Source organism: Pseudoalteromonas sp. GB43 (assembly GCF_054923805.1).
In genome coordinates this window covers 664,103-687,495 of sequence record NZ_JBPCHJ010000001.1, presented here as the reverse complement: position 1 = coordinate 687,495, position 23,393 = coordinate 664,103, and the positions used below count along the sequence as shown (strand labels likewise).

17 protein-coding genes and 4 pseudogenes are annotated in these 23,393 nt (G+C 41.0%); 14 read left to right on the top strand and 7 right to left on the bottom strand.

Annotated features, from left to right (window positions below; all coding sequences use genetic code 11):
- On the top strand, positions 1-3,198 hold the full coding sequence (locus tag ACRWSG_RS03255; protein ID WP_462165598.1) for a pilus assembly protein: 3,198 nt from the start codon (positions 1-3) through the stop codon (positions 3,196-3,198).
- A 16-nt stretch (positions 3,199-3,214) separates the two neighbouring features.
- Positions 3,215-3,637 carry a type IV pilin protein gene (locus ACRWSG_RS03250; protein ID WP_268842693.1) on the top strand — a complete coding sequence of 141 codons (423 nt, stop codon included), beginning with the start codon at positions 3,215-3,217 and terminating at the stop codon, positions 3,635-3,637.
- Here ACRWSG_RS03250 and ACRWSG_RS03245 read toward each other — a convergent pair whose 3' ends face one another.
- A complete protein-coding gene (locus ACRWSG_RS03245) occupies positions 3,638-4,168 on the bottom strand; it encodes a GspH/FimT family pseudopilin (protein WP_235376912.1) in 531 nt (176 codons plus the stop codon).
- Positions 4,169-4,248: 80 nt separating this feature from the next.
- Positions 4,249-4,800: a GspH/FimT family pseudopilin gene (locus tag ACRWSG_RS03240; protein WP_462165596.1), complete on the bottom strand. Its 552-nt coding sequence runs from the start codon at positions 4,798-4,800 to the stop codon at positions 4,249-4,251.
- A 174-nt stretch (positions 4,801-4,974) separates the two neighbouring features.
- Here ACRWSG_RS03240 and glnB point away from each other — a divergent pair, with 174 nt between their 5' ends.
- Complete coding sequence (gene glnB, locus ACRWSG_RS03235; RefSeq protein ID WP_036967074.1) at positions 4,975-5,313, top strand: nitrogen regulatory protein P-II; 339 nt, start codon at positions 4,975-4,977, stop codon at positions 5,311-5,313.
- A 58-nt stretch (positions 5,314-5,371) separates the two neighbouring features.
- Here the strand turns inward: glnB and ACRWSG_RS03230 are convergent, their stop codons facing one another.
- Complete coding sequence (locus ACRWSG_RS03230) at positions 5,372-6,130, bottom strand: outer membrane protein assembly factor BamD (RefSeq protein ID WP_054551747.1); 759 nt, start codon at positions 6,128-6,130, stop codon at positions 5,372-5,374.
- Positions 6,131-6,259: 129 nt separating this feature from the next.
- On the opposite strand from ACRWSG_RS03230, the gene rluD reads away from it, so the two are divergent.
- From rluD to clpB, 3 genes and pseudogenes are all read left to right on the top strand, one after another.
- Complete coding sequence (rluD, locus tag ACRWSG_RS03225; protein WP_462147551.1) at positions 6,260-7,237, top strand: 23S rRNA pseudouridine(1911/1915/1917) synthase RluD; 978 nt, start codon at positions 6,260-6,262, stop codon at positions 7,235-7,237.
- 5 nt (positions 7,238-7,242) lie between these two features.
- Complete coding sequence (pgeF, locus tag ACRWSG_RS03220; RefSeq protein WP_462165594.1) at positions 7,243-7,965, top strand: peptidoglycan editing factor PgeF; 723 nt, start codon at positions 7,243-7,245, stop codon at positions 7,963-7,965.
- Positions 7,966-8,064: 99 nt separating this feature from the next.
- Positions 8,065-10,640: pseudogene (gene clpB / locus ACRWSG_RS03215) on the top strand (ATP-dependent chaperone ClpB).
- Between the two features lie 59 nt (positions 10,641-10,699).
- Here the strand turns inward: clpB and ACRWSG_RS03210 are convergent.
- Positions 10,700-12,247: a methyl-accepting chemotaxis protein gene (locus ACRWSG_RS03210; RefSeq protein ID WP_462165593.1), complete on the bottom strand. Its 1,548-nt coding sequence runs from the start codon at positions 12,245-12,247 to the stop codon at positions 10,700-10,702.
- A 386-nt stretch (positions 12,248-12,633) separates the two neighbouring features.
- Here ACRWSG_RS03210 and gshA point away from each other — a divergent pair, with 386 nt between their 5' ends.
- Positions 12,634-14,208: a glutamate--cysteine ligase gene (gshA, locus tag ACRWSG_RS03205; RefSeq protein WP_462165592.1), complete on the top strand. Its 1,575-nt coding sequence runs from the start codon at positions 12,634-12,636 to the stop codon at positions 14,206-14,208.
- Positions 14,209-14,345: 137 nt separating this feature from the next.
- Positions 14,346-14,953 (top strand): annotated as a pseudogene (locus ACRWSG_RS03200) (transglycosylase SLT domain-containing protein).
- Positions 14,954-14,996: 43 nt separating this feature from the next.
- Here ACRWSG_RS03200 and ACRWSG_RS03195 read toward each other — a convergent pair.
- The 3 genes and pseudogenes from ACRWSG_RS03195 to ACRWSG_RS03185 form a co-directional block, all read right to left on the bottom strand.
- Complete coding sequence (locus tag ACRWSG_RS03195) at positions 14,997-15,836, bottom strand: mechanosensitive ion channel family protein (RefSeq protein WP_138601540.1); 840 nt, start codon at positions 15,834-15,836, stop codon at positions 14,997-14,999.
- A gap of 164 nt (positions 15,837-16,000) precedes the next feature.
- Positions 16,001-17,268 (bottom strand): annotated as a pseudogene (locus tag ACRWSG_RS03190) (HlyC/CorC family transporter).
- 61 nt (positions 17,269-17,329) lie between these two features.
- On the bottom strand, positions 17,330-18,133 hold the full coding sequence (locus tag ACRWSG_RS03185; protein WP_462165591.1) for a cytochrome C assembly family protein: 804 nt from the start codon (positions 18,131-18,133) through the stop codon (positions 17,330-17,332).
- Between the two features lie 243 nt (positions 18,134-18,376).
- On the opposite strand from ACRWSG_RS03185, the pseudogene ffh reads away from it, so the two are divergent.
- From ffh to tyrA, 6 genes and pseudogenes are all read left to right on the top strand, one after another.
- Positions 18,377-19,755, top strand: a pseudogene (gene ffh / locus ACRWSG_RS03180) (signal recognition particle protein).
- Positions 19,756-19,995: 240 nt separating this feature from the next.
- Positions 19,996-20,244 carry a 30S ribosomal protein S16 gene (gene rpsP, locus ACRWSG_RS03175; protein WP_054551736.1) on the top strand — a complete coding sequence of 83 codons (249 nt, stop codon included), beginning with the start codon at positions 19,996-19,998 and terminating at the stop codon, positions 20,242-20,244.
- 17 nt (positions 20,245-20,261) lie between these two features.
- The gene (gene rimM / locus ACRWSG_RS03170) at positions 20,262-20,795 is read left to right on the top strand and encodes a ribosome maturation factor RimM (protein ID WP_054551735.1); all 534 of its coding nucleotides are present in this window, start codon (positions 20,262-20,264) and stop codon (positions 20,793-20,795) included.
- Positions 20,795-21,562 carry a tRNA (guanosine(37)-N1)-methyltransferase TrmD gene (gene trmD / locus ACRWSG_RS03165; protein WP_054551734.1) on the top strand — a complete coding sequence of 256 codons (768 nt, stop codon included), beginning with the start codon at positions 20,795-20,797 and terminating at the stop codon, positions 21,560-21,562. Before rimM ends, trmD begins: the two co-directional genes overlap by 1 nt.
- Positions 21,563-21,595: 33 nt before the next feature.
- A complete protein-coding gene (gene rplS, locus ACRWSG_RS03160) occupies positions 21,596-21,955 on the top strand; it encodes a 50S ribosomal protein L19 (protein WP_054551733.1) in 360 nt (119 codons plus the stop codon).
- A 268-nt stretch (positions 21,956-22,223) separates the two neighbouring features.
- The gene (gene tyrA, locus ACRWSG_RS03155) at positions 22,224-23,357 is read left to right on the top strand and encodes a bifunctional chorismate mutase/prephenate dehydrogenase (protein ID WP_138601546.1); all 1,134 of its coding nucleotides are present in this window, start codon (positions 22,224-22,226) and stop codon (positions 23,355-23,357) included.
- Positions 23,358-23,393: the final 36 nt, after the last annotated feature.

The window sequence follows — 23,393 nt, the reverse complement described above, 5'->3', positions numbered from 1 at the left end:
ATGGAATTCACGTTTAGAAATATATTCGCTTTATTATTATGTTCTATCTTTAGTTCATTTGTTACCGCAGAAGATATAGAGTTATATGTAAATAAAGATATAAAGCTTGATGAGAAACCGCGAGTACTATTAATTTTTGATACCTCTGGCAGTATGGCATTTTCATCTAAGACAGGTAAGGATTGCGGACAATATAACAATGGTGATTGGGTAGTGTGTAATGACAGCCGATTAGGTGTGGCCAGAAATGCAATGTCCAATTTAATTACAGGTAATCCAGACATTGACTTTGGCTTGATGCGCTTTAACGGCAATGACGGTGGCTATATTTTAAATGGTATTGGCAGCTCACCTGAGTCTATAAAAACCTCAATAAGTAATCTTCCTGCTAGTGGTGGTACTCCATTGGCTGAAACACTATGGGAGGCTTATTTATATATAACAGGACAAAGCGTGTACTATGGCGAGCAAGTTAGTGAATCAAATAGGGATAGTAGTGTTGAAAATAAAACCTTTATTCGTAGGGAATGCCAACAATGGGGCTGGTATAGTTGTCGGAAGTGGAAAGATGTATATAGCTACACTTACATCTCTCCTTTTGCTGATAGCGTAGCTGAAGCTAAACGTTGTGATAACTCAGTTAATATTATTTACATGACGGATGGGGACCCTTCTCCCCGATATGTGTATGATTGTTGGGGAAGACGTTACATTAACGAAAATAGTGATAATGGCAGTGATGCGTCAATAAGCGCAATACACAATAATTATTTTGGGCAACCTTTGGTCGAGGGGGACTACGTTTATAATAATTATTTGCACCAATTAGCTAAAATAATTCATGGTACCAGTAATACGACAGTTGATTTGTATCCATCAACACCTGATATTCATGAAACAGGCCGCATATACACCATAGGTTTTGGGTCAGGCATGAGTGACGAAGGGCAAGAGTTGTTGCGACAAACAGCTTTATTAGGTGGGGGGAAAAACTTACCAGCAAGCACACCTGAAGAATTATCTAAGTCGCTAAATCAAGCTGTTTCTGATATTAGAAGTGAAAACAGTACATTTACCTCCCCATCTTTTGCAAGCAACATGGTTGATCAAACACGCAGTGGCGATGCTATCTATCTTGCCATGTTTTTTCCCGATAAAAGTACGCGCTGGCGTGGTAATTTAAAAAAATTAAAAGTGTCTGGCAGTACAATTATAGATGCTAGAAATAATGCCGCACTAGATGATGATGGTTTAATAAATACAGATGCGGCTACATTTTGGGACAAAGATAAGGCCGCGGATGGTAACTCAGTGAAAAGTGGTGGTGTGAATGCTATGTTTTCAGACTTGGCTGTGGATGATATTGATGATCGTCAAATATTTACAGATATGGGAGATTTTAACTACGGTAGCCTTAGTAGCCAGCCAAGTCTAAAAGAAATTGACGAAAATATACCTTACTTTAAAGTTAAAGTGGATGAGCTTGAGAATCTTATAAGATGGGCTCGCGGTGTAGACGTTGATAATAAAAATTCATCGTCATCTGTTCGCAATGATATTTTTGGCGACCCATTGCATTCAAAACCCGTTGCCATCGATTATGGTAACGGCGATATACGAATCTTGATTGGTACCAATGCGGGTTTTTTGCATATGTTTAAAGACGATAATGTTAATAATAAAGTAGAGGAAAGTTGGGCATTTATACCTTCTGCACTTTTTAACATTTTGAAACCACTTCGAGATAAAGACTCGGGTAAAAAGTACGGCATGGATGGCCCAATAAGCGTGTACTCTAAAAATGAAAGCCTAGTTAGCGATGATGACGATAGTGGAACTGGAATTATTGATGCTAGGAAGAAAGAGGAAGTGTGGGCTTTTGCTGGCATGCGACGTGGTGGAAGAAACTATTACGGCTTTAATATTACTGACCCAGATGACCCTAAACTAAAATGGACAATACAAGGTGGTGAAGGAAAATTTGCTAAGCTTGGCCAAACATGGTCTAAACCACAGGTAGCATTTATTAGAGCATTTGGGGATAAACCAGTACTCGTTTTTGGTGGTGGGTACGATGAGAATAAAGATACAGGTTCAGGTCAAGATTCTGTAGGCAATAATGTATATATAGTTGATGCAAATAATGGAAATAGATTATGGTCGTTGCTTGATGATGGCAATTTTAATGGTAAACATAGCATTGCAGCCGATGTAACTTTATTGGATTCTGATTATGATGGCTATATTGATAGAATATACGCCGCAGACACTGGAGGGGATATCTGGCGCATCGATATGCCTAGCGATAAAACCACAGACTTCAGCCACCACAAATTGGCTGAGCTAGGTGTTGAAGCCGATATGCGTTTTTTTTACAAGCCTTTAGTTGCTAGAACTATGTTTAGTAAGGTGACAATAAAAGGTGGAGAAACTACCCGCTTAGATACCCCTTATGATGCTATTGTTATTGGTAGTGGTAAAAGAACGAACCCTAATGATACTAAAACCTCAGATCAATTGTTTATGATAAGAGATGAAAATACGGTTACGCAATCATTTAAAGGCATAGAACCTTCCGTTATCAAGCCAGCTGATTTAATGAAGATGAATGATGACCCCTTTGGTAATACTTTAGATGACTTAGATGGTTTCACCCTTGTTGAAGCTAAACTGGCGAAAAAGAAAGGGTGGCGTTATGAGCTAGCGAAAGGTGAAAAGTCATTAGCTGCAGCTACCGTTGTTGGTGGCGTTGCTTATTTTACATCTTTCACACCTGCATCTGAATCATCAACTAAAAATCAATGTTCTTTAAGTGGCGGTGGCGGCGCACTTTATGCTTTTCATTTGCATTACGGCACTAAAGTTTATGAGGATCTGAAGTTCACTACCAGTACTGAGGTGCCAGATACACCGCAACTTTACTTTGGTGCAAGCTGCGCAGACAGTGACAGCAATGGAAAGTGTGATGATGATTCTGATGAAGAAGTAAAAAGTCAGTTTTATTTAATTGGCCCAGGCATCAAAGGGCAAAATGCTGAAAACCCGCTGGAACCACTTGAAATTACAGGGCCAGGATTAAAAGTTGTAGACGATAAAATACAACTTGTAAAAGATGAAAAATTAGGGTTTGGTTTTAAAACACAGCAAACGTATATATATAAACGCGAAGAAAATGATGAAAATATACAGAACGAATAAGATTAAGGCGGCTGAAATGATAAAAAAACAACGTGGTTTTACCTTGATTGAGCTAATGATAGCTGTAGCTATTGTAGGGATTTTAGCCTCAATAGCACTGCCAAATTATACTGAGTATGTAAAACGCTCTTCTAGGGCAGAGGCCGCAGCGGCGCTTTTAGACGCTGCTAACAAACAAGAGCAGTACTTTGTAGATAACCGTGAGTACACAGAGACATTTTCTGACTTAGGTATACAAGACACCACAGAAAACGGCCATTTTGAGCTATCGATTGATGTGGATGATGACGACAATACCTTTATAATTACAGCTAAACCTATTGCGGGTGCAGTAAAAGGCGACGGTGATTGCACACAAATTACAATCACTGACACTGGTTACAAAGGCGCTAAAGGAACAAAAGGTAACTCAGATGTTGAGTATTGTTGGGGACGTTAACTAGTTGCTCTGACACTTATCGGTTGTTTTAATTCGTATACGGCCTGTTTGACTTACAGATAAAGCCAAACCTACAAGGTTTGCTTTATCTTTATTGGGGCAATATATAAATGTTCCGTTTTGAAAACCATTCAAAGAGCCGTCAGGTCTAAAGGTAATTGCACTACGAGGGTATTGCATAGAATCTGCATCATGAATTTTTTCAAAAGTGCTTATTAATAGGTCGTCTGTATCTAACGAGGTCGATTTATCGTTATCAATAAACAGCGACATTTGCCCATCCCACTCATCTTTAGTGCATTGATTATCTTTTAAAGCACACAAAGTTACATAAGTGCCATTTTCAATGGCGTAAAGGCGGCCATAGTTTATGTTTCGGTGAAGTAAACTAACATGATTGTCGGCACGGTTTTTCGCTAAAAAGTCAGGAAAAACCGATAGAGAAATTTGGCTAACAATACTCACAATAGCAATAGATGCCATCAATTCTAAAAGCGTATAGCCAGCCTGAGTTTGGGTAGATAACCTCATCCCTGAAGCCCTGAGTCAAAAAATGTATTAGCTCAGTGTAGTAAATGATAGAAATATGACAATATAAATCTGTGTGTTTTTTAACCGCAAGTTTGAGTTGTATCACCTGTATAAAAAGCCGTACCCGATTGTGATAAAGTTAGTGCTTTATTATTTTCAGTGCCACCATTAGGGCAAAAAACAAAGTCACCAGGGGTTGTGGTAATTCGTCCACTGGTATTAAATCGTAAGCGGAGGTCATTCCCTGTAAAGGTTAACTTGTCGTTATCTGATATTTCTTCCATAGCACGTAAAAGCGTATCTGTTGCCTTGTTAAAATTGCCATCGTTATCTAGATCAATAAACACGGTAATAATTTTATTCTCATCCCATTTATAGCTGCAGCTAAATGTATCTGTATTGTTTTTAATTTTCCCCTGGCTTGTAGGGCATACAACAACTATTTCGTCGGTACTAGCAGCTTGCGAACGGGCAAAACTAATATTACGTTTTAGTTCAAGTAAAAAGCTCTCAGCACGGTTTTCCTCAAGCATATCGCTGCTGTCCCAAAGTGCTATAGAGGCAATAATACCCACTATGGCAACTGCCACCATAAGCTCTAATAAAGTTAAACCGGTTTGGAATTTTTTCATATTATTTATACCTACTACATTTATTATAGCTAGTTGAAAAAGATTTATAATTCAGGCTTATAAATAATTATACCATGTTTGGTTGTTTTATCAGCGAATTCAATTGCTTTGTTTGCCATAAGCATTGTGATTGTCTAAAATCGAGGCAATCGAGAAATAATAAGTACCCGTAAAATGAAAAAAATAGAAGCAATTATTAAACCATTCAAACTTGATGATGTTCGCGAAGCATTATCAGAAGTGGGCATCACAGGGATGACGGTTAGCGAAGTCAAAGGCTTTGGCCGTCAAAAAGGACACACCGAGCTTTATCGCGGTGCTGAGTACATGGTCGATTTTTTACCTAAAGTGAAATTAGATATCGTGTTAAGCGACGAAGATGTTGACCGTGCTATCGATGTTATCGTTAAAACATCGCAAACAGGTAAAATTGGTGACGGTAAAATCTTTGTCACTGACGTTGAGCGTGTCGTACGTATTCGTACCGCTGAAGAAGATGAAGATGCGATTTAATACTAATCCACAAACATTAAAAAAGGCGCCTCAGGCGCCTTTTTGCTTTTTGTCTATTTTAACGCTTATTAGCTTCACGTGTTGCTTTAGCGTGTTCACTTAGCTCAGGTAAGCCAAGTTTGTTGTAGCTTTTTTCCATGATCTCTAGTGCTTGATCAAGGTAGCTGCTTTGTGAGTAGTGCTCAACCACGTATTTACCACGGTTTGCTGCAGCAAGGTATGCCTCACGCTCATAGTAGTATTCAGCAACTTTTAACTCATAGCGAGCCATTTTATTCAGTAGCCACACTAAACGTTTTTTCGCTTCTGGCGCATAAGCACTGTTAGGAAAACGTTTTAATAGCGTTGATAAGTCTGTAAATGCGACACGAGTACGGTTTGCATCTCTGTCAGCACGGTCTACACCAAAATATTCTTGGAATGCGTTTTCATCCGCTTTGATGTTTACCAAGCCACGCATGTAGTACATGTAGTCTAAGTCTTTATGGTTTGGGTTTAAGCGAATAAAACGGTCGATTGTTGCGAGTGCTTGCTCAGTATTACCTGCTTGATAATGCGCATACACTAAGTCCATTTGTACTTGTTTTGATAAAGGACCAAAAGGGTAGCGAGAATCAATAGCGCTTAATAGCTCAATTGCACGGGCATATAAGCCAGAATCTAATGTTTGTTTTGCATCTTCATATAAAGCTTGCGCAGATTTATTAGGAACGCGTTGGATATCTTCTTGATCCGGTGCTGATGAACAGGCACCTAAGCCAAGTACAGATACTGAAAAAACTATGGCGAACGCACGTTTCCCTATTTTATTTATCATTTTATTTCTTACCTTCGATGTCTTCGGCTAGGCCAAGTGAGGAAAACCGAGTAAACTATACGTATTATATTAAAGCGATTCTAACCCAGTCGAGCACAGCTTGCACTGGTAAATTGGGTAAAGTTACTAATGTCAGAGCAAATTTCTCTCCAAGCCGAGGTTCCAATTGACCTTGGCGGTAAACGTCTAGACCAAGTATTAGCGCAATTGTTCCCTGATTATTCTCGATCACGTATAAAAACGTGGATTTTGGATGATAAAATCACTGTAAACGGTGAAATATTAAACACACCGCGCGAAAAACTACTCGGTGGCGAAATGGTGAGTGTAGAAACAACCATCGAAGCCCCTCGTGAATATGAGGCACAAAATATCAAATTAAACATCGTTTATGAAGACGATGATATTTTGGTAATTAATAAACCAATGGGATTAGTCGTTCATCCAGGTGCGGGGAACCCAGATGGCACGGTATTAAATGCGTTGCTACACCATTACCCAGACATCATTAATGTGCCTCGTGCGGGTATTGTGCATCGTCTAGATAAAGACACCACAGGTTTAATGGTAGTGGCGAAAACTATTCCGGCACAAACACATTTAGTGTCTGCGTTACAAAAGCGTGAAAACTTCACTCGTGAATACGAAGCAATTTGTAATGGCACAATGACTGCTGGTGGCATGGTTGAAAAACCAATTGGTCGTCATGCAACAAAACGTACCCACATGGCCGTTCATGAAATGGGCAAACCAGCGGTTACGCATTACCGTGTTGCAGAAAAGTTTAGAGCACATACACGCTTACGTTTACGCCTAGAAACAGGCCGTACTCACCAAATCCGTGTACACATGGCTTATTTAAACCATCCATTAGTTGGCGATCAACTTTATGGTGGTCGTCCGCGTCCGCCTAAAGGCGCGACACCTGAACTGTTTCAAATGCTACGCGACTTTAAACGCCAAGCATTACATGCTGTTAAGCTATCAATTGCACACCCAATTACGGGTGAGTTAATGACTTGGCAAGCCCCTATTCCAGATGATATGGCAGCTATGACAGAAGCATTACGCGCTGATACTAAAGTAAACCCAAATATTGAGTTTTAAGCGTTATGATCACACCAGCATGGACTGCCCCAAACACTGTTAGTGCACTGAGTACGACCCGAGAGGGCGGTGTATCAGTTGCACCCTTTGATAGTTTTAATGTGGGTTTACATGTTGGTGATGATGAGCAAGCAGTGCTTGCAAATCGCGCGTTACTTACAAATCAGCTGCCAAACCCTGCTGTGTGGTTAAACCAAACACATAGCAGCGATGTAGTCGTGATTGATGAAGAGTCTGATTTAAGCCAAGTACGCGCTGCTGATGCGCTTTACACCCGTTTAGTGAAGCAGCCGCTTGCTATAATGACTGCAGACTGTTTGCCGGTACTACTTTGCTCGAGTTCAGGGGATGAAGTCGCAGCTGTACATGGTGGCTGGCGTGGTTTAGCGCAAGCTATATTGGCAAACACGGTTTCGCATTTTCAAGCGCCAGCAAACGATATTATTGCTTGGTTAGGCCCTGCTATTGGTCCTTCGCAATTTGAAGTCGGGCAAGACGTTAAAGAGTGTTTTTGCTTACAAAACCCTGTGCATCAACAAGCCTTTACAGCCAAACATGAAAAATACATGGCTGATATCTACTTACTGGCACGTCAGCAACTGGCACAATTAGGCGTGGTTAAAATATATGGTGGTGAGTACTGTACTGTCACTGATAAATCACAGTTTTTCTCTTATCGCCGCGACGGACAAACAGGCCGTATGGCGAGCTTGATCTGGCGCAATTAATACGCCTTTTATACGATTAAATTTTCTTCTTTTACTTGAACAAATCACTAAGCATACCCATTAATTAAGCAATTAGATTTTTTAATAGGTAAACCCTTTATGCGTTTAGATAGATTTACAAGTAAATTTCAATCTGCGCTTTCAGATGCGCAGTCATTAGCACTTGGGCGCGATCATCAATTTATTGAGCCTGTGCATTTAATGTATTCATTGCTTCAGCAAAATGGTTCAAGCGTGCGTGCGCTACTTGCACAAGCAGGTGTCAGTGCTGATGAGTTAAATACCAAGTTATCTCAAGAAATCGAAAAACTGTTTAAAGTTGAAGGCATTGGTGGCGATGTTCAGCTGTCAAATAACCTGATTTCGTTAATTAACTTATGTGATAAATACGCTCAAAAACGAAAAGATAAATTCATTTCGAGTGAGTTATTTGTCCTTGCCGCGTGTGATGATAAAGGTCCATTAGGCGAAATTTTTAAAGCACTGAATATTACTTCTAGCAAGATTGAATCTGCAATTGAAGCCATTCGTGGCGGCCAAAAAGTAGAAGATCCAAATGCTGAAGAAACTCGTCAGGCATTAAAAAAATTCACCATCGATTTAACTGAGCGAGCAGAGCAAGGTAAGCTTGACCCCGTTATTATCGTGATGACGAAATTCGTCGTACTATCCAAGTATTACAACGCCGTACTAAAAATAATCCGGTGTTAATTGGTGAGCCGGGTGTAGGTAAAACGGCAATTGCCGAAGGCCTTGCGCAACGAATTATCAATGGAGAAGTACCTGAAGGCTTAAAAAACAAGCGAGTATTATCGCTTGATTTAGGTGCTTTGGTTGCGGGTGCTAAATACCGTGGTGAATTTGAAGAGCGTTTAAAATCAGTATTGAATGAACTTGCCAAAGAAGAAGGTCAAGTCATCCTTTTTATTGATGAAATTCATACTATGGTAGGCGCAGGTAAAACAGACGGAGCAATGGATGCGGGTAATATGTTAAAGCCTGCACTTGCCCGTGGTGAGTTACATTGCGTGGGTGCCACAACCCTTGATGAGTATCGTCAATACATCGAAAAAGATGCGGCACTTGAGCGTCGTTTCCAAAAAGTGTTTGTTGATGAACCATCGGTTGAAGACACCATTGCGATTTTACGTGGTTTAAAAGAGCGTTATGAGCTGCATCACTCAGTTGATATTACCGATCCGGCTATTGTTGCTGCGGCGCAGTTGTCGCACCGTTACATTAGCGATCGCCAACTACCAGATAAAGCAATCGATTTAATTGACGAAGCGGGTTCTTCAATTCGTTTGCAAATTGACTCAAAACCAGAGTCTTTAGATAAGCTAGAACGTCGTATTATTCAGTTAAAACTGGAAGACAATGCGCTGGCGAAAGAAAAAGACGAAGCGAGTCAAAAGCGCCGCACCGAAATGCAAGAGCTGATCACTGAACTTGAAGCTCAATACCGCGAGCTAGACGAAGTGTGGAATGCCGAGAAGGCCTCATTGCAAGGCACGCAAGTTATTAAAGCTGAGCTTGAGCAAGCGCGCCTTGATTTAGAAGTGGCACGTCGTGCTAGTGATTTACAGCGCATGTCTGAACTACAATATGGTCGTATACCTGAGCTTGAGCGTAAACTCGACCTTGCTTCGCAAGCTGAAATGCAAGAAATGAGCTTGCTTAAAAACCAAGTAGGTGAAGACGAAATTGCGGAGATTTTATCGCGCTGGACAGGCATTCCGGTATCGAAAATGCTGCAAGGTGAACGTGAAAAACTACTGCAAATGGAAGATCAATTACATCACAAAGTGATTGGTCAAGATGAAGCCGTTGTCGCTGTTGCGAATGCAATTCGTCGCTCTCGCGCTGGGCTTGCTGATCCAAATCGCCCAATCGGTTCATTTCTATTCCTAGGCCCAACAGGGGTGGGTAAAACTGAGCTGACAAAAGCACTAGCCAGCTTTATGTTTGACACTGAAGATGCCATGGTGCGCATTGATATGTCGGAGTTTATGGAGAAACACTCGGTGGCACGTTTAGTGGGTGCACCTCCGGGTTATGTTGGCTATGAAGAGGGCGGCTATTTAACTGAAGCTGTACGCCGTCGTCCGTATTCAGTCATTTTATTGGATGAGGTCGAAAAAGCGCACCCTGATGTATTTAACATCTTACTGCAAGTGCTTGATGATGACCGCTTAACAGATGGTCAGGGTCGCACCGTTGATTTTAAAAATACGGTGATCATCATGACCTCTAACTTGGGTTCAGATATTATCCAAGAGCAAGCGGGTTCAAATGATTATGCCGGGTTGAAAGAAAAAGTGATGGGTGTATTGGTCAGTCAGTTCCGCCCTGAATTTATTAACCGCATCGACGAAACCGTGGTATTCCACCCACTTGCTAATGAGCACATTAAAGAAATTGCTGATATTCAGTTAAGTAAGCTACGTGAGCGATTAACTGAAAAAGGCTACATTCTTGAAGTTACAGATGCAGCTTTAGACCGCATCGCAGAAAGTGGTTTTGATCCTGTGTATGGTGCAAGGCCTTTAAAACGTGCTATTCAACATACCATTGAAAACCCATTAGCACAGCGATTATTAGGCGGGGATTACCAGCCAGGTGCCATCATTCATATTGATGCTGATGAGAATGGACTTGTATTCTCGAGTCGTTAATTAGCCTAAAAAACAAAAGCCGCATCATTTATGATGCGGCTTTTTTGTATTAATCAGCTTTAAACTTTAAAGGTTAACAGCATATCGTTAACTTTGCGTGAGCCTTCAACAAGCCCCGCTGCATCTTTAGCCACATTGTAGCTAAGCTTTAAGTTCTCTTCGCTGTGTCCTTTTATGCTTTCTACATTTTCGCGAATATCGGTGCTGACAACTTGTTGTTCCTCAGCAGCCGTCGATATCTCAGTCGCAAGGCCTGATATTTCATCAATTTGCGCGAAGATGCTCGCTAGCTCAGTTTGAGTGTGAGCAGTCGTATCAACACAACTATCTGCTTGCGCTTTAGTTGATTGCATCACTTTAGACCAGCTAAATAAAGTATCTTGAATTTCTTTAATTGAGCTGTGAATTTGCGAAGTTGCATTTTGAGTACGTGAAGAAAGTGCGCGTACTTCATCTGCTACAACTGCAAAACCACGGCCATGCTCACCTGCACGTGCTGCTTCAATTGCTGCATTCAGCGCTAATAAGTTTGTTTGTTCAGCAATGCCTTCAATCTCACTCATTACTTGGCCTATTTTGTCAGCTTCACTAGCAAGAGAGTTAGCAGTAGTGGCAGCTTGCTCTACTTGGTTAGCTAGATCAGACACCATGCTACTGTTGTCTTCAATATGCAGTTTGATATCGTTACAGCTTTGATAAGTTGTCTTAACCTTATCAGCTGTATGATGAGTATTAGCAGAAATTTCGCCAATCGTTGCACTCATTTGCGTCATTGCTGTGGCAATATCACTCAAACGTTGACTTTGTGCAGCAATGCCTTGCTCAGTTAGTGACGATTGTTTATCTAAGCTGGTGGCAATATTTTTAAATGAGTAAGTAGAGTCTTTAACACGACCGAGCACCGTTCTGAGCTTTGCAAACAGCATTTGCTGATTAAAGGCAGCAATGCTAAATGGATGTGATCCTGAATAGACATACCTTGATACTGAATCAAACTCTGCACGTTGCTGCTTTAAATGGCTAGGCGTAACAACCAGTTCGTCATAATTTAGAGCAAAAAGTAGCGCTATAAGCGCACATGCGGCTAAAGCAATCATCCATGACGCGGCCACAGCTAAAGCAACAATACCTGCAACTAATAAAATAGCTGATACTATTTGTCTTAGTGAAATATTCTCACGCAATGATGCGATTGATTTACCATCATTAATTTTAGTGTAGAGCGCTTTTGCACGACTCTTTAATTGCTCAGTTGGTTTGGTACGTACAGATTGATAGCCAACTAACTGCCCATGTTCGTAAATTGGCGTTACGAACGCATCGACCCAATAGTAGCGACCATCTTTGCAGCGGTTCTTCACCATGCCACGCCAAGAGTGACCTTGTTTTAGTTTTTCCCACATTTCTTTAAATGCCGCTTTAGGCATATCTGGGTGGCGAACTATGTTATGGTTTTTTCCGAGAAGTTCTTCTTCGCTGTAACCAGCAATAGCACAAAATTCCTTATTTACGTATGTGATAACACCACGTAAGTCAGTGGTAGAGACAAGCTCTTGATTGTCAGAGTATGTTACTTCCTGATTAATGATTTCTTGCCCACGACGCATATGAGTCCTTGAAATATACTTTTTTATGGTGCGCGGATTATAAACTCAGAAAAATGTAAGGGAAGAGCTTGAGGATTGATTTTTGTTAAACTTTTAAAAATTGTTTAAGAGAATTGATCTAGAACAATAACGAAGCAGAAAAAATATGGTTGCTCTAGTTCTTTAGTATTGGATGAAAGAATTGTTATCTTGTTTCGGTCTTTGTTTGCACTAATAAAATTTATACTCGCCACAGCGGTCACTAAAGCAATTGTATAATATGACTTACAGTGGCAAGATTAACTTTCAGTGTAAGGACTTTTCAGAAACTTATAATTGGCTCTTGAGTAATTATTTTTAGCCCCCATACACTTAGGATTAAAGCCACCTGGCTCGAGGAAGCATTTTTGATAAAACATGATTTAAATAAAACGCTAGCAGCGTTAACAGCTCAATTTCCTAACGCAATTAATGGGATTAAACGTGGTATCGAGCGAGAAGCTTTAAGGATCAAACCAAGTGGTCACATATCAAAGCTGGGGCATCCAAAAGGCGTGGGGAGTGCGTTAACTAATGAGCATATCACGACTGACTTTTCTGAATCTTTGCTAGAATTTATCACTCCAGTGAGCACATCAGCTGAGCAAACCCTAGCCCAGCTAAAAGACTTACAAAAGTTCACATTGTCACATATGAATGATGAACTTCTATGTCCGATTAGTATGCCATGTTTTATTGAGCATCAAGACGACATTGTATTGGCGCAGTTTGGTGATTCAAATATAGGGCGTATGAAAACACTTTATCGTGAAGGCCTTAAAAATCGTTATGGCAGTATGATGCAAGCGATTGCTGGTGTTCACTTTAATATTTCATTTCCTGAAACCTTATGGCAGAGCTTATATCAGCTAAATGAAAGTAAAGTAAGCTTGTCGGACTTTATATCACAAGGTTATTTAGGCCTGATCCGCAATTTTAAGCGTGAGCTTTGGCTTATCAGTTATTTGTTTGGTGCTTCACCGGCTTTGTGTAATTCGTTTCTACAAGGGCGTGAAACAGATTTACCCTTTAAAAAATTAGGTAAAGGCACGCTTTATTTAGAAGTCGGTACAGCACTACGTCTGGGAAATCTTGGTTACACAAATAGTGCACAATCGTCTTTACGTGTTATGTATAACTCATTAGAAGAATATGTGGCTGGGTTAAAAGAAGCAATCCACTTATCTTCGGATTTGTATGGTCATCTTGATGATTATAAAAGTGCCGAACCAAAGCAGTTAAACAAAAACATACTTCAAATCGAAAACGAGTTTTACTCGCCAATTCGTCCTAAGCGTAATGCAGCTTCGGGTGAAACACCGACTGATGCGTTGTTACGTGGCGGTATAGAATATATAGAAGTACGTGCATTGGATGTTAATCCGTTTAGTGAAACTGGAATTGATCTACAGCAAATCCGTTTCTTAGATGTTTTCTTAACCTATTGCTTATTAAGCGAATCTCCAGAAATGGATTGGCAAGAGCAAAAATTAAGTACTGCAAATTTAGATGCGGTCGTTAATGATGGTCGTGATCCAGAGTTAATGTTAACAAAAGAGGGGCGGGCTACTAGCTTAACTGAGTGGGCGCATGCTATTTTTGATAAATTACACCCAGTAGCACAGTACATGGATAAAGCTTACGGTGTGAGCTGTTACTCTGAAACTATAAAAGAAATGGTAACCTGGGTCGAGGATCCTAGTAAAACCTTTTCTGGTAGATATGTAGCAGCACTTGCAAATGAAAACCAGGATAATGGTCATTTCGCTTTAGCACTTGCACAGCAGTACAAGCAAAGTCACCTTGATGCAGATTACCAATTTTATGATCAAGCATTTTTGGCAGAGCAAGCGGCTGACTCCGTGCTTAAAGAGCGAGAAGTTAAAGCGGCAGACAGTGTATCTTTCACTGCATTTTTAGATGACTATTTTTCTAAAGCTTAGTATGTTGTAGGCATAAAAAAACGCAGCCTAGGGAGGCTGCGTCAAAGATTCTTCAGGGATGAAACAATGCTATACTGCTGCATTCATAAGTTCAGACTGACCTGACGAGAAAAAGTTCAGCGAGATCCATAAAAAAAATGAAAAAAAGTATAATTATTTTATCGCTGGCCGCATCATTGGCTGGTTGTGCAACGGCTCCTCCTGAGCAACCTCATGATATTTGTAAAATTTTTGAAGAAAAACCCGATTGGTATTACGATGCCCGTGATGCACAAGAAAAATGGGGCTCGCCAAAACATGTACTGATGAGCATGATGTATCAAGAAAGTTCATTTCGTCATGATGCAGCGCCGCCAATGGAGTACTTCTTGTGGGTAATTCCAATGGTCGTGCCAGCTCGGCATATGGCTACTCACAAGCAAAAACCCCAACATGGTCTGATTACATTCGCGAAACAGGTAATAGCGGTGCAGACAGAGATGATTTTGACGATGCAATCGATTTTATGGCTTGGTTCGTTTACAAAACCCATAAAGTAAATGGTATATCAAAGTGGGATGCCTATGCGCAGTACCTTAATTATCATGAAGGGTGGGGCGGCTATAAGCGAGGCACTTACAAAAGTAAGAAGTGGCTAATGAGTGTTGCAAATAAAGTTAAACATCGAGCAAGCCGCTATGGCGCTCAACTTAAAAAATGTGAAGCAGATTTAGATAAGAACTGGTTTGAGCGTTTATTTAGTTAATACATAAATAAAAAGCCCGCATCAATTAGCGGGCTTTTTTTCGTTATTTACCAGGAAACTGGTGAATATGAACATCCCTTTGCGGGAATGGGATAGTGATATCTGCAGCGTCGAAGGCAATTTTAACTCGCTCGTACAAGCCAAAATACACTGGCCAGTAGTTATCAGACTCCACCCACGCCCATACCAACATGCCAATATGGCTTTCACCATGCTGGCTAACATGAACAGATGGTTTCTTATCTTCAATGTCTTTTAATACCAAATCATAATCATCAAGCACGCTCATAAGCACATCACGTGCTTTATGAACATCATCTCCGTAACTAATACCAAATTCGATTGCAACACGGTGTAGAGGTTCTGCGAACTTATTCTTAACGCAGCCGTTTGATAGCGTGCCATTAGGGATAATGATTTTTTCATTGTCGTAGGTGAGTAAAACGGTGACAAAAATTTGTATTTCAACAACTTTCCCCATATAGCCTTGTGCTTCGATTACATCACCCACTTTAAAAGGTTTAAAGAATAAAATAAGCACGCCACCTGCAAAGTTAGCAAGGCTACCTTGCAGTGCCATGCCCACCGCAAGGCCAGCAGCACCTAGCATTGCAATAAATGACGTGGTCTCTATACCAATCATCGAAGCAACAGAGATCAGTAATAGTATTTTTAGAATGACTGAGATAAAAGAGACTAAAAAGTGCGTAAGGCCAACTTCGAATTTGACCTTATTCATTGATTTTTCAGCCATATTGGCAATACGACCAATTAGCCACCAACCTATGATTAGAACCAAAATTGCCAGAATAAACTTCGGCCCGTAAAGCATCAGTAATTCAATGGCTTGGTTATAGATTTTCTCGATTGATATTTCGTCCATTATTTTCCCTTTTATATCAATATATGCAAAAGAAAATAATAGTAGAGGAATTTGTGTTTGGTTGTGCGGGTTAGCTTTTAAAATGTGAATCTTCAGAGGTAATTAAGCTATAAGTAACAAAAAGGAGTAGTAAGCTACTCCTTTTGTTTAAGTTTAGTTAGCAGTCAGTCAGTGCGTTTACTTGGAATAACTTTAACTAACTTCACCATATTTTCTTTTATCTCAATAACTTCAATAGGGTAGCCGGCAATACGCAAGCTTAGGTTTGAGTCAGGGATGTCCTCTAAGTATTCAACAATTAAACCACTTAGCGTTTTCGGACATCAATCGGTAGCTCCCAACCCATTTCTTTATTTAAATCACGAATATTAGCACCGCCATCAACAAGTACTGAGCCATCATCTTGCTCTGTTACTTCTTCACTCGGTGTACGCGTTTGAGTTGTAGTGAAATCACCCACAACTTCTTCAAGAATATCTTCAAGTGTTACTAGACCTTGAATATCACCATACTCATCCACGACTAAGCCAATACGCTCTTTTGATTGCTGGAACTTAAGTAGTTGCGTGTTCAGTGATGTGCCTTCAGGGATAAAGTAAATTTCACGTACTGCACGCAGTAGTGATGGTTTATCAAACTGCTCTTTAGTTAATAGGCGCAGTGCATCACGTGAGTGAATAAAGCCAACAGCATCATCAATTTGATCACGATACAACAAAACGCGAGTGTGTTGTGCATGAGTAAGTTGGCGGCTGATAAGCTTCCAGTCATCATTGATATCGATAGCAACAATTTCGTTGCGTGGGATCATGATATCTTCAACAGTGACTTGCTCTAAATCTAAAATTGAAGTCAGCATACTTTGGTGGCGAGCAGGTAATAGTGCACCTGATTCGTTCACCACAGTTTTTAATTCTTCTTTGCTTAAGCTGTGCTCTTCAATTTGTGCTGTGGTAATACCAAACAAGCGTAACATGCCGTTAGTCATCCAGTTTACGATAACCACAAACGGGAAAAGGATTTTCAAAAGGCCTTTAAGCACAATTGAACTTGGAAAAGCAACCTTCTCTGGGTAGAGCGCAGCAAGTGTTTTTGGCGTTACTTCGGCAAAGATTAAAACAACCAGCGTTAGCGCGCCGGTTGCAATAGCGATACCGAGATCACCATACAAACGAATACCAATAATCGTTGCAACCTGTGCTGCAGCGATATTTACAAGGTTATTACCAATTAAGATCAGACCAATGAGTCTGTCAGGGCGACTTAATAGTTTGCTGACGCGCTTCGCTGCACGGTGATCTTCTTTAGCAAGATGACGCAGGCGAATACGGTTGATTGACATAATTCCAGTTTCAGAACCAGAAAAATAAGCAGAAATAAGTATCAATAATCCCAATATAATAAACAGGGTACTAGTCGATATGTCGTCCAAGGATGGATCCTTTTTTTATAAATCAGTGCATATTAAGCTAGAGACAGCTTGCTGAGTCAAGTTAAAACTTATTTAGAACCACTTCTTGGATGAAACGGCTGCCAAAATAAGCAAGTGACAAGATAAAAGCGGCTATCATGATCGAAAACACCACAGGCTTTCCACGCCAGCCTTGGCGTAAATGACCTACAGTGACCACGGTGAAAATGAGCCAAGCAATTAGTGATAAGACTGTTTTGTGGATAAACTCACTGGCAAACATTCCCTCTAAGAAGATAAACCCAGAAAGGAGAGCAAAAGTCAGTAAGATAGTACCCAGCGTGAGTAATTGATATAGCTGACGCTCAACCACCATTAAAGGAGGGAGGTGGCTGTGTACAATTGCCAAGTCTTTGCGTTTGAGGCGCTTATCAATAAAGTAGAACTGGACTGCATAAAGTGTTGAGATTATCAAAACACAATAGGCTAGCAGTGATAAGGATATGTGAGTAACTAACCCAAGCTCGACATTGATTGATTGCAAAATCACATGATGCGGAATAAACAAGCTGGCAAGAGTCAGTAAGGCAGCAAAACCATACACAACTGGCAACAATAAAGTCGCAGGGAATTTGAGAGACACAGCAGTTACCGACACCACAATGACCCAACAGGTTAATAAAGCAACGTTGACGATACTTAAATCTTGGCCGTCAGCACGAAAAACTGAATTAACCAGTAATAGCATATGAGCAAGGATAGCCACAGTGCTAAGAATGACTGTGAGTTTTTGGCTTGGACCTTGTTTGTGAAAAAGGCGTGATAGCACATGTGACGTTGCTAACACATAAAACAAACTAGCAATAATAGTTAAACTAATAATCATCGTGTTTTGGCCACTTAATTTATATCGATAAATCCTTGTCTCTTTGATGCCATTGTATTTTATAGCAAGGCAAAAGCATAGAGTTTGTAAAAAGAAACTCAAACTGCGCACTTGAACACTGTATTGTCGACCACCATTTACGGTATACTGCTAGGAATTAAATTTTAATATTGCCTGTATTGTCACCAAACTTGTTTGATTTATGTACATTGCAGGTGCAACACGTTTTATCGGAACCTTTACATGTTTGAGAATCTCCAAGAACGCTTAGGTAAAACCTTAAAAAATATCAGTGGTCGCGGACGCCTAACTGAAGACAATATAAAAGATACATTACGCGAAGTCCGCATGGCATTTTTGGAAGCGGACGTTGCATTACCTGTTGTTCGTGAATTCGTTAAGCAAGTTAAAGAACGCGCCGTAGGTGTTGAGGTAACAAAAAGCTTAAGCCCTGGCCAAGTCTTTATTAAGATCGTTCGTGAAGAACTTGAAAAAGCCATGGGTGAAGCTAACGAAGAGCTAAGCCTTAATGCACAGCCGCCAGCGGTAGTGATGATGGCGGGTTTACAAGGTGCTGGTAAAACGACCAGTGTTGGTAAACTAGCTAAATTCTTAAAAGAGCGTAAAAAGAAGTCTGTATTAGTTGTGAGTGCCGACGTTTATCGTCCGGCAGCAATCAAACAGCTTGAAACACTGGCTGATGAAGTGGGTGTTGAGTTCTTCCCAAGTGACATTTCACAAAAGCCGGTTGATATCGCAAACAATGCGATTTCGCACGCGAAGAAGAAATTCATTGATGTGGTATTAGTTGATACCGCAGGTCGTTTACACGTCGATAACGACATGATGGACGAGATCAAAGCACTTCACAGTGCGATTAACCCAATCGAAACCTTATTCGTTGTTGATGCGATGACAGGTCAAGATGCGGCAAACACTGCAAAAGCATTTGATGAGGCGCTTCCTCTAAGTGGTGTGATCTTAACCAAGACCGATGGTGATGCCCGTGGTGGTGCTGCATTATCGATTCGTCATATTACCGGTAAGCCAATTAAGTTTATGGGTGTGGGTGAACGCACTGATGCTCTTGAACCATTCCACCCTGACCGTATTGCTTCTCGTATCCTAGGTATGGGTGATGTACTTTCATTAATCGAAGAAGTCGAAATGAAAGTAGATAAAGAGAAAGCAGCTAAAGTTGCCGAAAAAGTATTTAAAGGTGATGGCTTCACATTAGATGACTTTGCTGAGCAACTTCGTCAGATGAAGAACATGGGCGGTATGATGTCGATGCTTGATAAGCTGCCAGGTATGCAAAACCTACCAGACGCTGTAAAAGGACCCAGATGGGTGATAAAACTTTCGTACAAATGGAAGCCATCATCAACTCTATGACGCCAAAAGAGCGTGCCCGTCCTGAAATCATCAAAGGCTCGCGTAAAAAACGTATTGCGGCAGGTTCTGGTACTCAGGTGCAAGAAATCAATAAACTGCTTAAGCAATTTACGCAAATGCAGAAGATGATGAAGAAGATGAAAGGCAAAGGTGGCATGAAGAAAATGATGCGCGGCATGAAAGGCATGTTACCACCAGGGATGATGGGTGGTGGCCCTAAATTTTAATAGTACTGTCTATTAAATGTATAAAAAGGAGCATATAGCTCCTTTTTTTGTAGATAATTTATGCGTAGTTGTTAGCTGCATGTAAGATTTAAAGCCCAGATCAGTGTTTAATCAACTAAACTTACATTTTGCAGCAGTTCTTACTTGCAATGTTGCAAAAAACTCGTACAATTCCCCAGCTTCCCGTATTGGGGAGTAAATCTTATTAATGAAAACAGTCAATCTAATGTAGAGGACGGTATGGTAACTATTCGTTTGCAACGTGGTGGCGCTAAAAAACGCCCTTTCTATCAAATTGTGGTTGCGGATAGCCGTTTCTCGCGTGACGGTCGCTTCATCGAGAAAGTAGGTTTCTTTAACCCAATCGCTTCTGGTCAGGAAGAAAAAGTACGTTTAGATTTATCTCGTGTTGATCACTGGGTAGGTCAAGGCGCATCTCTTTCAGATCGCGTAGCTAAGTTAGTTAAAGACGCTCGTAAAGCGGCTTAATAGGCGTAAGAGTAACCATGAGTCAAGAGAACACCTCGTATATTACAGTAGGAAAGCTCGGTGCCCCGTATGGTATAAAGGGCTGGCTTAAGGTGCATTCATTTACTGATGATCCCGAAGGGATCTTCGATTTCAGCCCATGGTTGATAGGGCAACAAGGTAAATGGCAGACCTTAGAAGTGGTCGACTGGCGTCGCCACAACAAAGGCTTTATCGCTAAAGTTGCGCAAGTAAACGACCGAGACGAAGCAATGGCTTTAACCAATGCAGAAATCTCAGTAGATGCAGCGCAGCTACCAGAATTACCGCAAGGTGAATTCTATTGGCGAGATCTGATCGGCATGTCTGTTATAACTGATAAAGGTTATAACTTAGGCACTGTTGATGACCTAATGGAGACAGGGTCAAATGACGTTTTGGTTGTGAAAGCAAACAAAAAAGATGCATTTGGCCAAGCAGAGCGTTTAATTCCTTTCTTAACAGATTCTGTTATTAAAGAAGTTAAACATGATGCAAGAGAAATTACCGTAGACTGGGACCCAGGGTTTTAATGTCACAAACGAGTTCGCTATGGGTAGGGGTGATAAGCCTTTTCCCGGACATGTTTGATGCGATTACCACCCAAGGGGTAACAGGTCGCGCAGTTAAAAATGGTCTAATCGACTTTAACTGTTGGAACCCACGTGACTATGCCACTGATAAGCATAGAACCGTGGATGATCGTCCTTACGGGGGCGGTCCTGGCATGTTAATGATGGTTGAACCATTGAAACAAGCTATCCTTGACGCCAAAAAAGCGGCAGGTGATGGTGCAAAAGTAATTTATATGTCCCCGCAAGGGCGCAAATTAGATCAGCAAGGTGCAAGCGAGCTTGCACAATCAGAAAAGCTGATTTTAATTGCAGGTCGCTATGAAGGTATAGATGAGCGAATCATAGAATCATACGTTGACGAAGAATGGTCAATTGGTGATTTTATTTTAAGTGGTGGTGAGCTACCCGCGATGACGCTAATTGATGCAGTAGCACGATTAGTACCAGGGGTGTTAGGTCATAACCAGTCAGCTGAGCAGGATTCATTTTCGAATGGCTTGCTTGATTGTCCTCACTATACACGGCCAGAGACATTGGATGATAAACAGGTGCCTGCTGTATTACTCAGCGGAAACCACCAAGAAATCGCTAAGTGGCGCACAAAGCAATCACTTGGTAGAACTTGGCTTCGTCGTCCTGACTTGTTGCATAACCTAGCTCTGACTGAGGAGCAAGCGGCACTCCTTGCTGAATTTCAGCAAGAGTACCAACAAGCTTGTGGCTAGAAGACAGTTACACCTAGGAAAGTGAGAAATATAATGGCAAAAGTAAACCAAAATATTATTAAAGCGCTTGAAGAAGAGCAGCTTAAAACAGACGTACCAGCATTCGGCGCTGGTGATACAGTAGTTGTACAGGTACGTGTAAAAGAAGGTAACAAAGAGCGTCTACAGGCCTTTGAAGGTGTTGTAATCGCTAAGCGTAATCGTGGTCTTCACTCAGCATTCACAGTTCGTAAAATCTCGAGCGGTGAAGGTGTTGAGCGTGTATTCCAAACGCACAGCCCTCTTATCGATAGTATCTCAGTTAAACGTCGCGGTGCAGTTCGCCGTGCGAAACTTTACTATCTACGTGAGCGTTCTGGTAAATCTGCACGTATTAGAGAAAAACTTAACTAATACGCGCTGTTTTACAACGCAAAATAAAACGGGTTGCAGCCTTAGGTTGCAACCCGTTTTGGTTTTTATACCACAAAAATAATTTACCTCTCTGAGAAATACTCCCTTCTAACCTATCTACTTACTCCTATTTATCCCTTTATAAGCTATGCTACAAGAACGTTGGGGCTTTGTGCTTTGGCTGTTATCCTGTTACTATAATTTGTATTAAAAGCTTTACTTTTTTGTATATAAATATTTACGTTTATAGGGTTTGAGGTGTAGTAACGTGGTAACAGTGAATGATCTAGCTGATTTAAGAGCAGGAATAGATGAATGTGATGCGCAATTGGTGGCATTACTGGCAAAGCGTAATGGGATTACAGAAAAAATAGGCGCAATTAAGCAACAAATCGGTGCACCATTACATGCCCCAGATCGCGAGGCTGAGTTACTTGCAGCTCGTCGTCAAGAAGCTGTCGCACAAGGGGTTAACCCTGAGTTAGTTGAAGATATATTGCGTCGTATGATGCGTGAAGCGTATCAAAACCAACAAGGTAGCCTTGCCTGTGTTGCACCCCAATTATCACCCATTGTAATTGTGGGTGGTGAAGGTGCCATGGGCCAGTTATTTGCTCAACAATTTACTCGTTCAGGTTATGAAGTGCGTATTTTAGATAAAGCACAGCAAGCACAAAGTGAGACGATATTAAAAGGGGCAAAATTGGTTCTTGTCAGTGTGCCAATTAATGCACTTGAGCAAGTTGTCGCTGCGCTACCGACACTTGATGATGACTGTTTGCTGGTTGATATTACCTCTGTTAAGCAAAAACCTTTAAAAGCACTTATGGCGGCTCATAGCGGCCCTGTAGTTGGCTTACACCCCATGTTTGGCCCAGATATTTCACATTGGGTAAAACAAACGGTGGTCGTGTGTGAAGGGCGAGATCATGAAGTAGCTAAAGGGTTAATGGCACAACTACAAGTTTGGGGCTGCCAAGTAGTTGAAATGGATGCTAAAAAACACGATGAAGCAATGCAGATCATTCAGGTTATGCGTCACTTAACAACTTTTGTATATGGCCAGTTTCTTGCCAAGCAAAGCCATACACTTGCAGAGCTTCGCAGCTGCTCATCACCCATTTATCAGTTAGAGTTAATGATGGTCGGGCGCTTATTTGCCCAATCGCCAGAGCTTTACTCTGACATAATGTTAGCACAATTCGACGATGTAGAAGCACTGCTTGCCAACTACCAAGATACTTTTGCAGACACGCTAGAAAAGCTAAAAGCAGGGGATAAAGCATCATTGATTGCCGCATTTGCTGATGCAAAAGAATACTTCTCTGATGCAACTGCACATTTCTTAACGCAAAGCCGCAGCTTACTCAACAAAGCAAACGACGCGAAAGTGCTTGATTAAACAGCTAATCTAGCAAAAAAGAGCTCTATCAAAAAA

Bases quoted from the DNA above. Each gene is read 5' to 3' on its own strand.
- ACRWSG_RS03255 (WP_462165598.1), top strand. From the start codon at position 1: ATGGAATTCACGTTTAGAAATATATTCGCTTTATTATTATGTTCTATC.
- ACRWSG_RS03250 (WP_268842693.1), top strand. From the start codon at position 3,215: ATGATAAAAAAACAACGTGGTTTTACCTTGATTGAGCTAATGATAGCT.
- ACRWSG_RS03245 (WP_235376912.1), bottom strand. From the start codon at position 4,168: ATGAGGTTATCTACCCAAACTCAGGCTGGCTATACGCTTTTAGAATTG.
- ACRWSG_RS03240 (WP_462165596.1), bottom strand. From the start codon at position 4,800: ATGAAAAAATTCCAAACCGGTTTAACTTTATTAGAGCTTATGGTGGCA.
- glnB (WP_036967074.1), top strand. From the start codon at position 4,975: ATGAAAAAAATAGAAGCAATTATTAAACCATTCAAACTTGATGATGTT.
- ACRWSG_RS03230 (WP_054551747.1), bottom strand. From the start codon at position 6,130: ATGATAAATAAAATAGGGAAACGTGCGTTCGCCATAGTTTTTTCAGTA.
- rluD (WP_462147551.1), top strand. From the start codon at position 6,260: ATGTCAGAGCAAATTTCTCTCCAAGCCGAGGTTCCAATTGACCTTGGC.
- pgeF (WP_462165594.1), top strand. From the start codon at position 7,243: ATGATCACACCAGCATGGACTGCCCCAAACACTGTTAGTGCACTGAGT.
- ACRWSG_RS03210 (WP_462165593.1), bottom strand. From the start codon at position 12,247: ATGCGTCGTGGGCAAGAAATCATTAATCAGGAAGTAACATACTCTGAC.
- ACRWSG_RS03195 (WP_138601540.1), bottom strand. From the start codon at position 15,836: ATGGACGAAATATCAATCGAGAAAATCTATAACCAAGCCATTGAATTA.
- ACRWSG_RS03185 (WP_462165591.1), bottom strand. From the start codon at position 18,133: ATGATTATTAGTTTAACTATTATTGCTAGTTTGTTTTATGTGTTAGCA.
- rpsP (WP_054551736.1), top strand. From the start codon at position 19,996: ATGGTAACTATTCGTTTGCAACGTGGTGGCGCTAAAAAACGCCCTTTC.
- rimM (WP_054551735.1), top strand. From the start codon at position 20,262: ATGAGTCAAGAGAACACCTCGTATATTACAGTAGGAAAGCTCGGTGCC.
- trmD (WP_054551734.1), top strand. From the start codon at position 20,795: ATGTCACAAACGAGTTCGCTATGGGTAGGGGTGATAAGCCTTTTCCCG.
- rplS (WP_054551733.1), top strand. From the start codon at position 21,596: ATGGCAAAAGTAAACCAAAATATTATTAAAGCGCTTGAAGAAGAGCAG.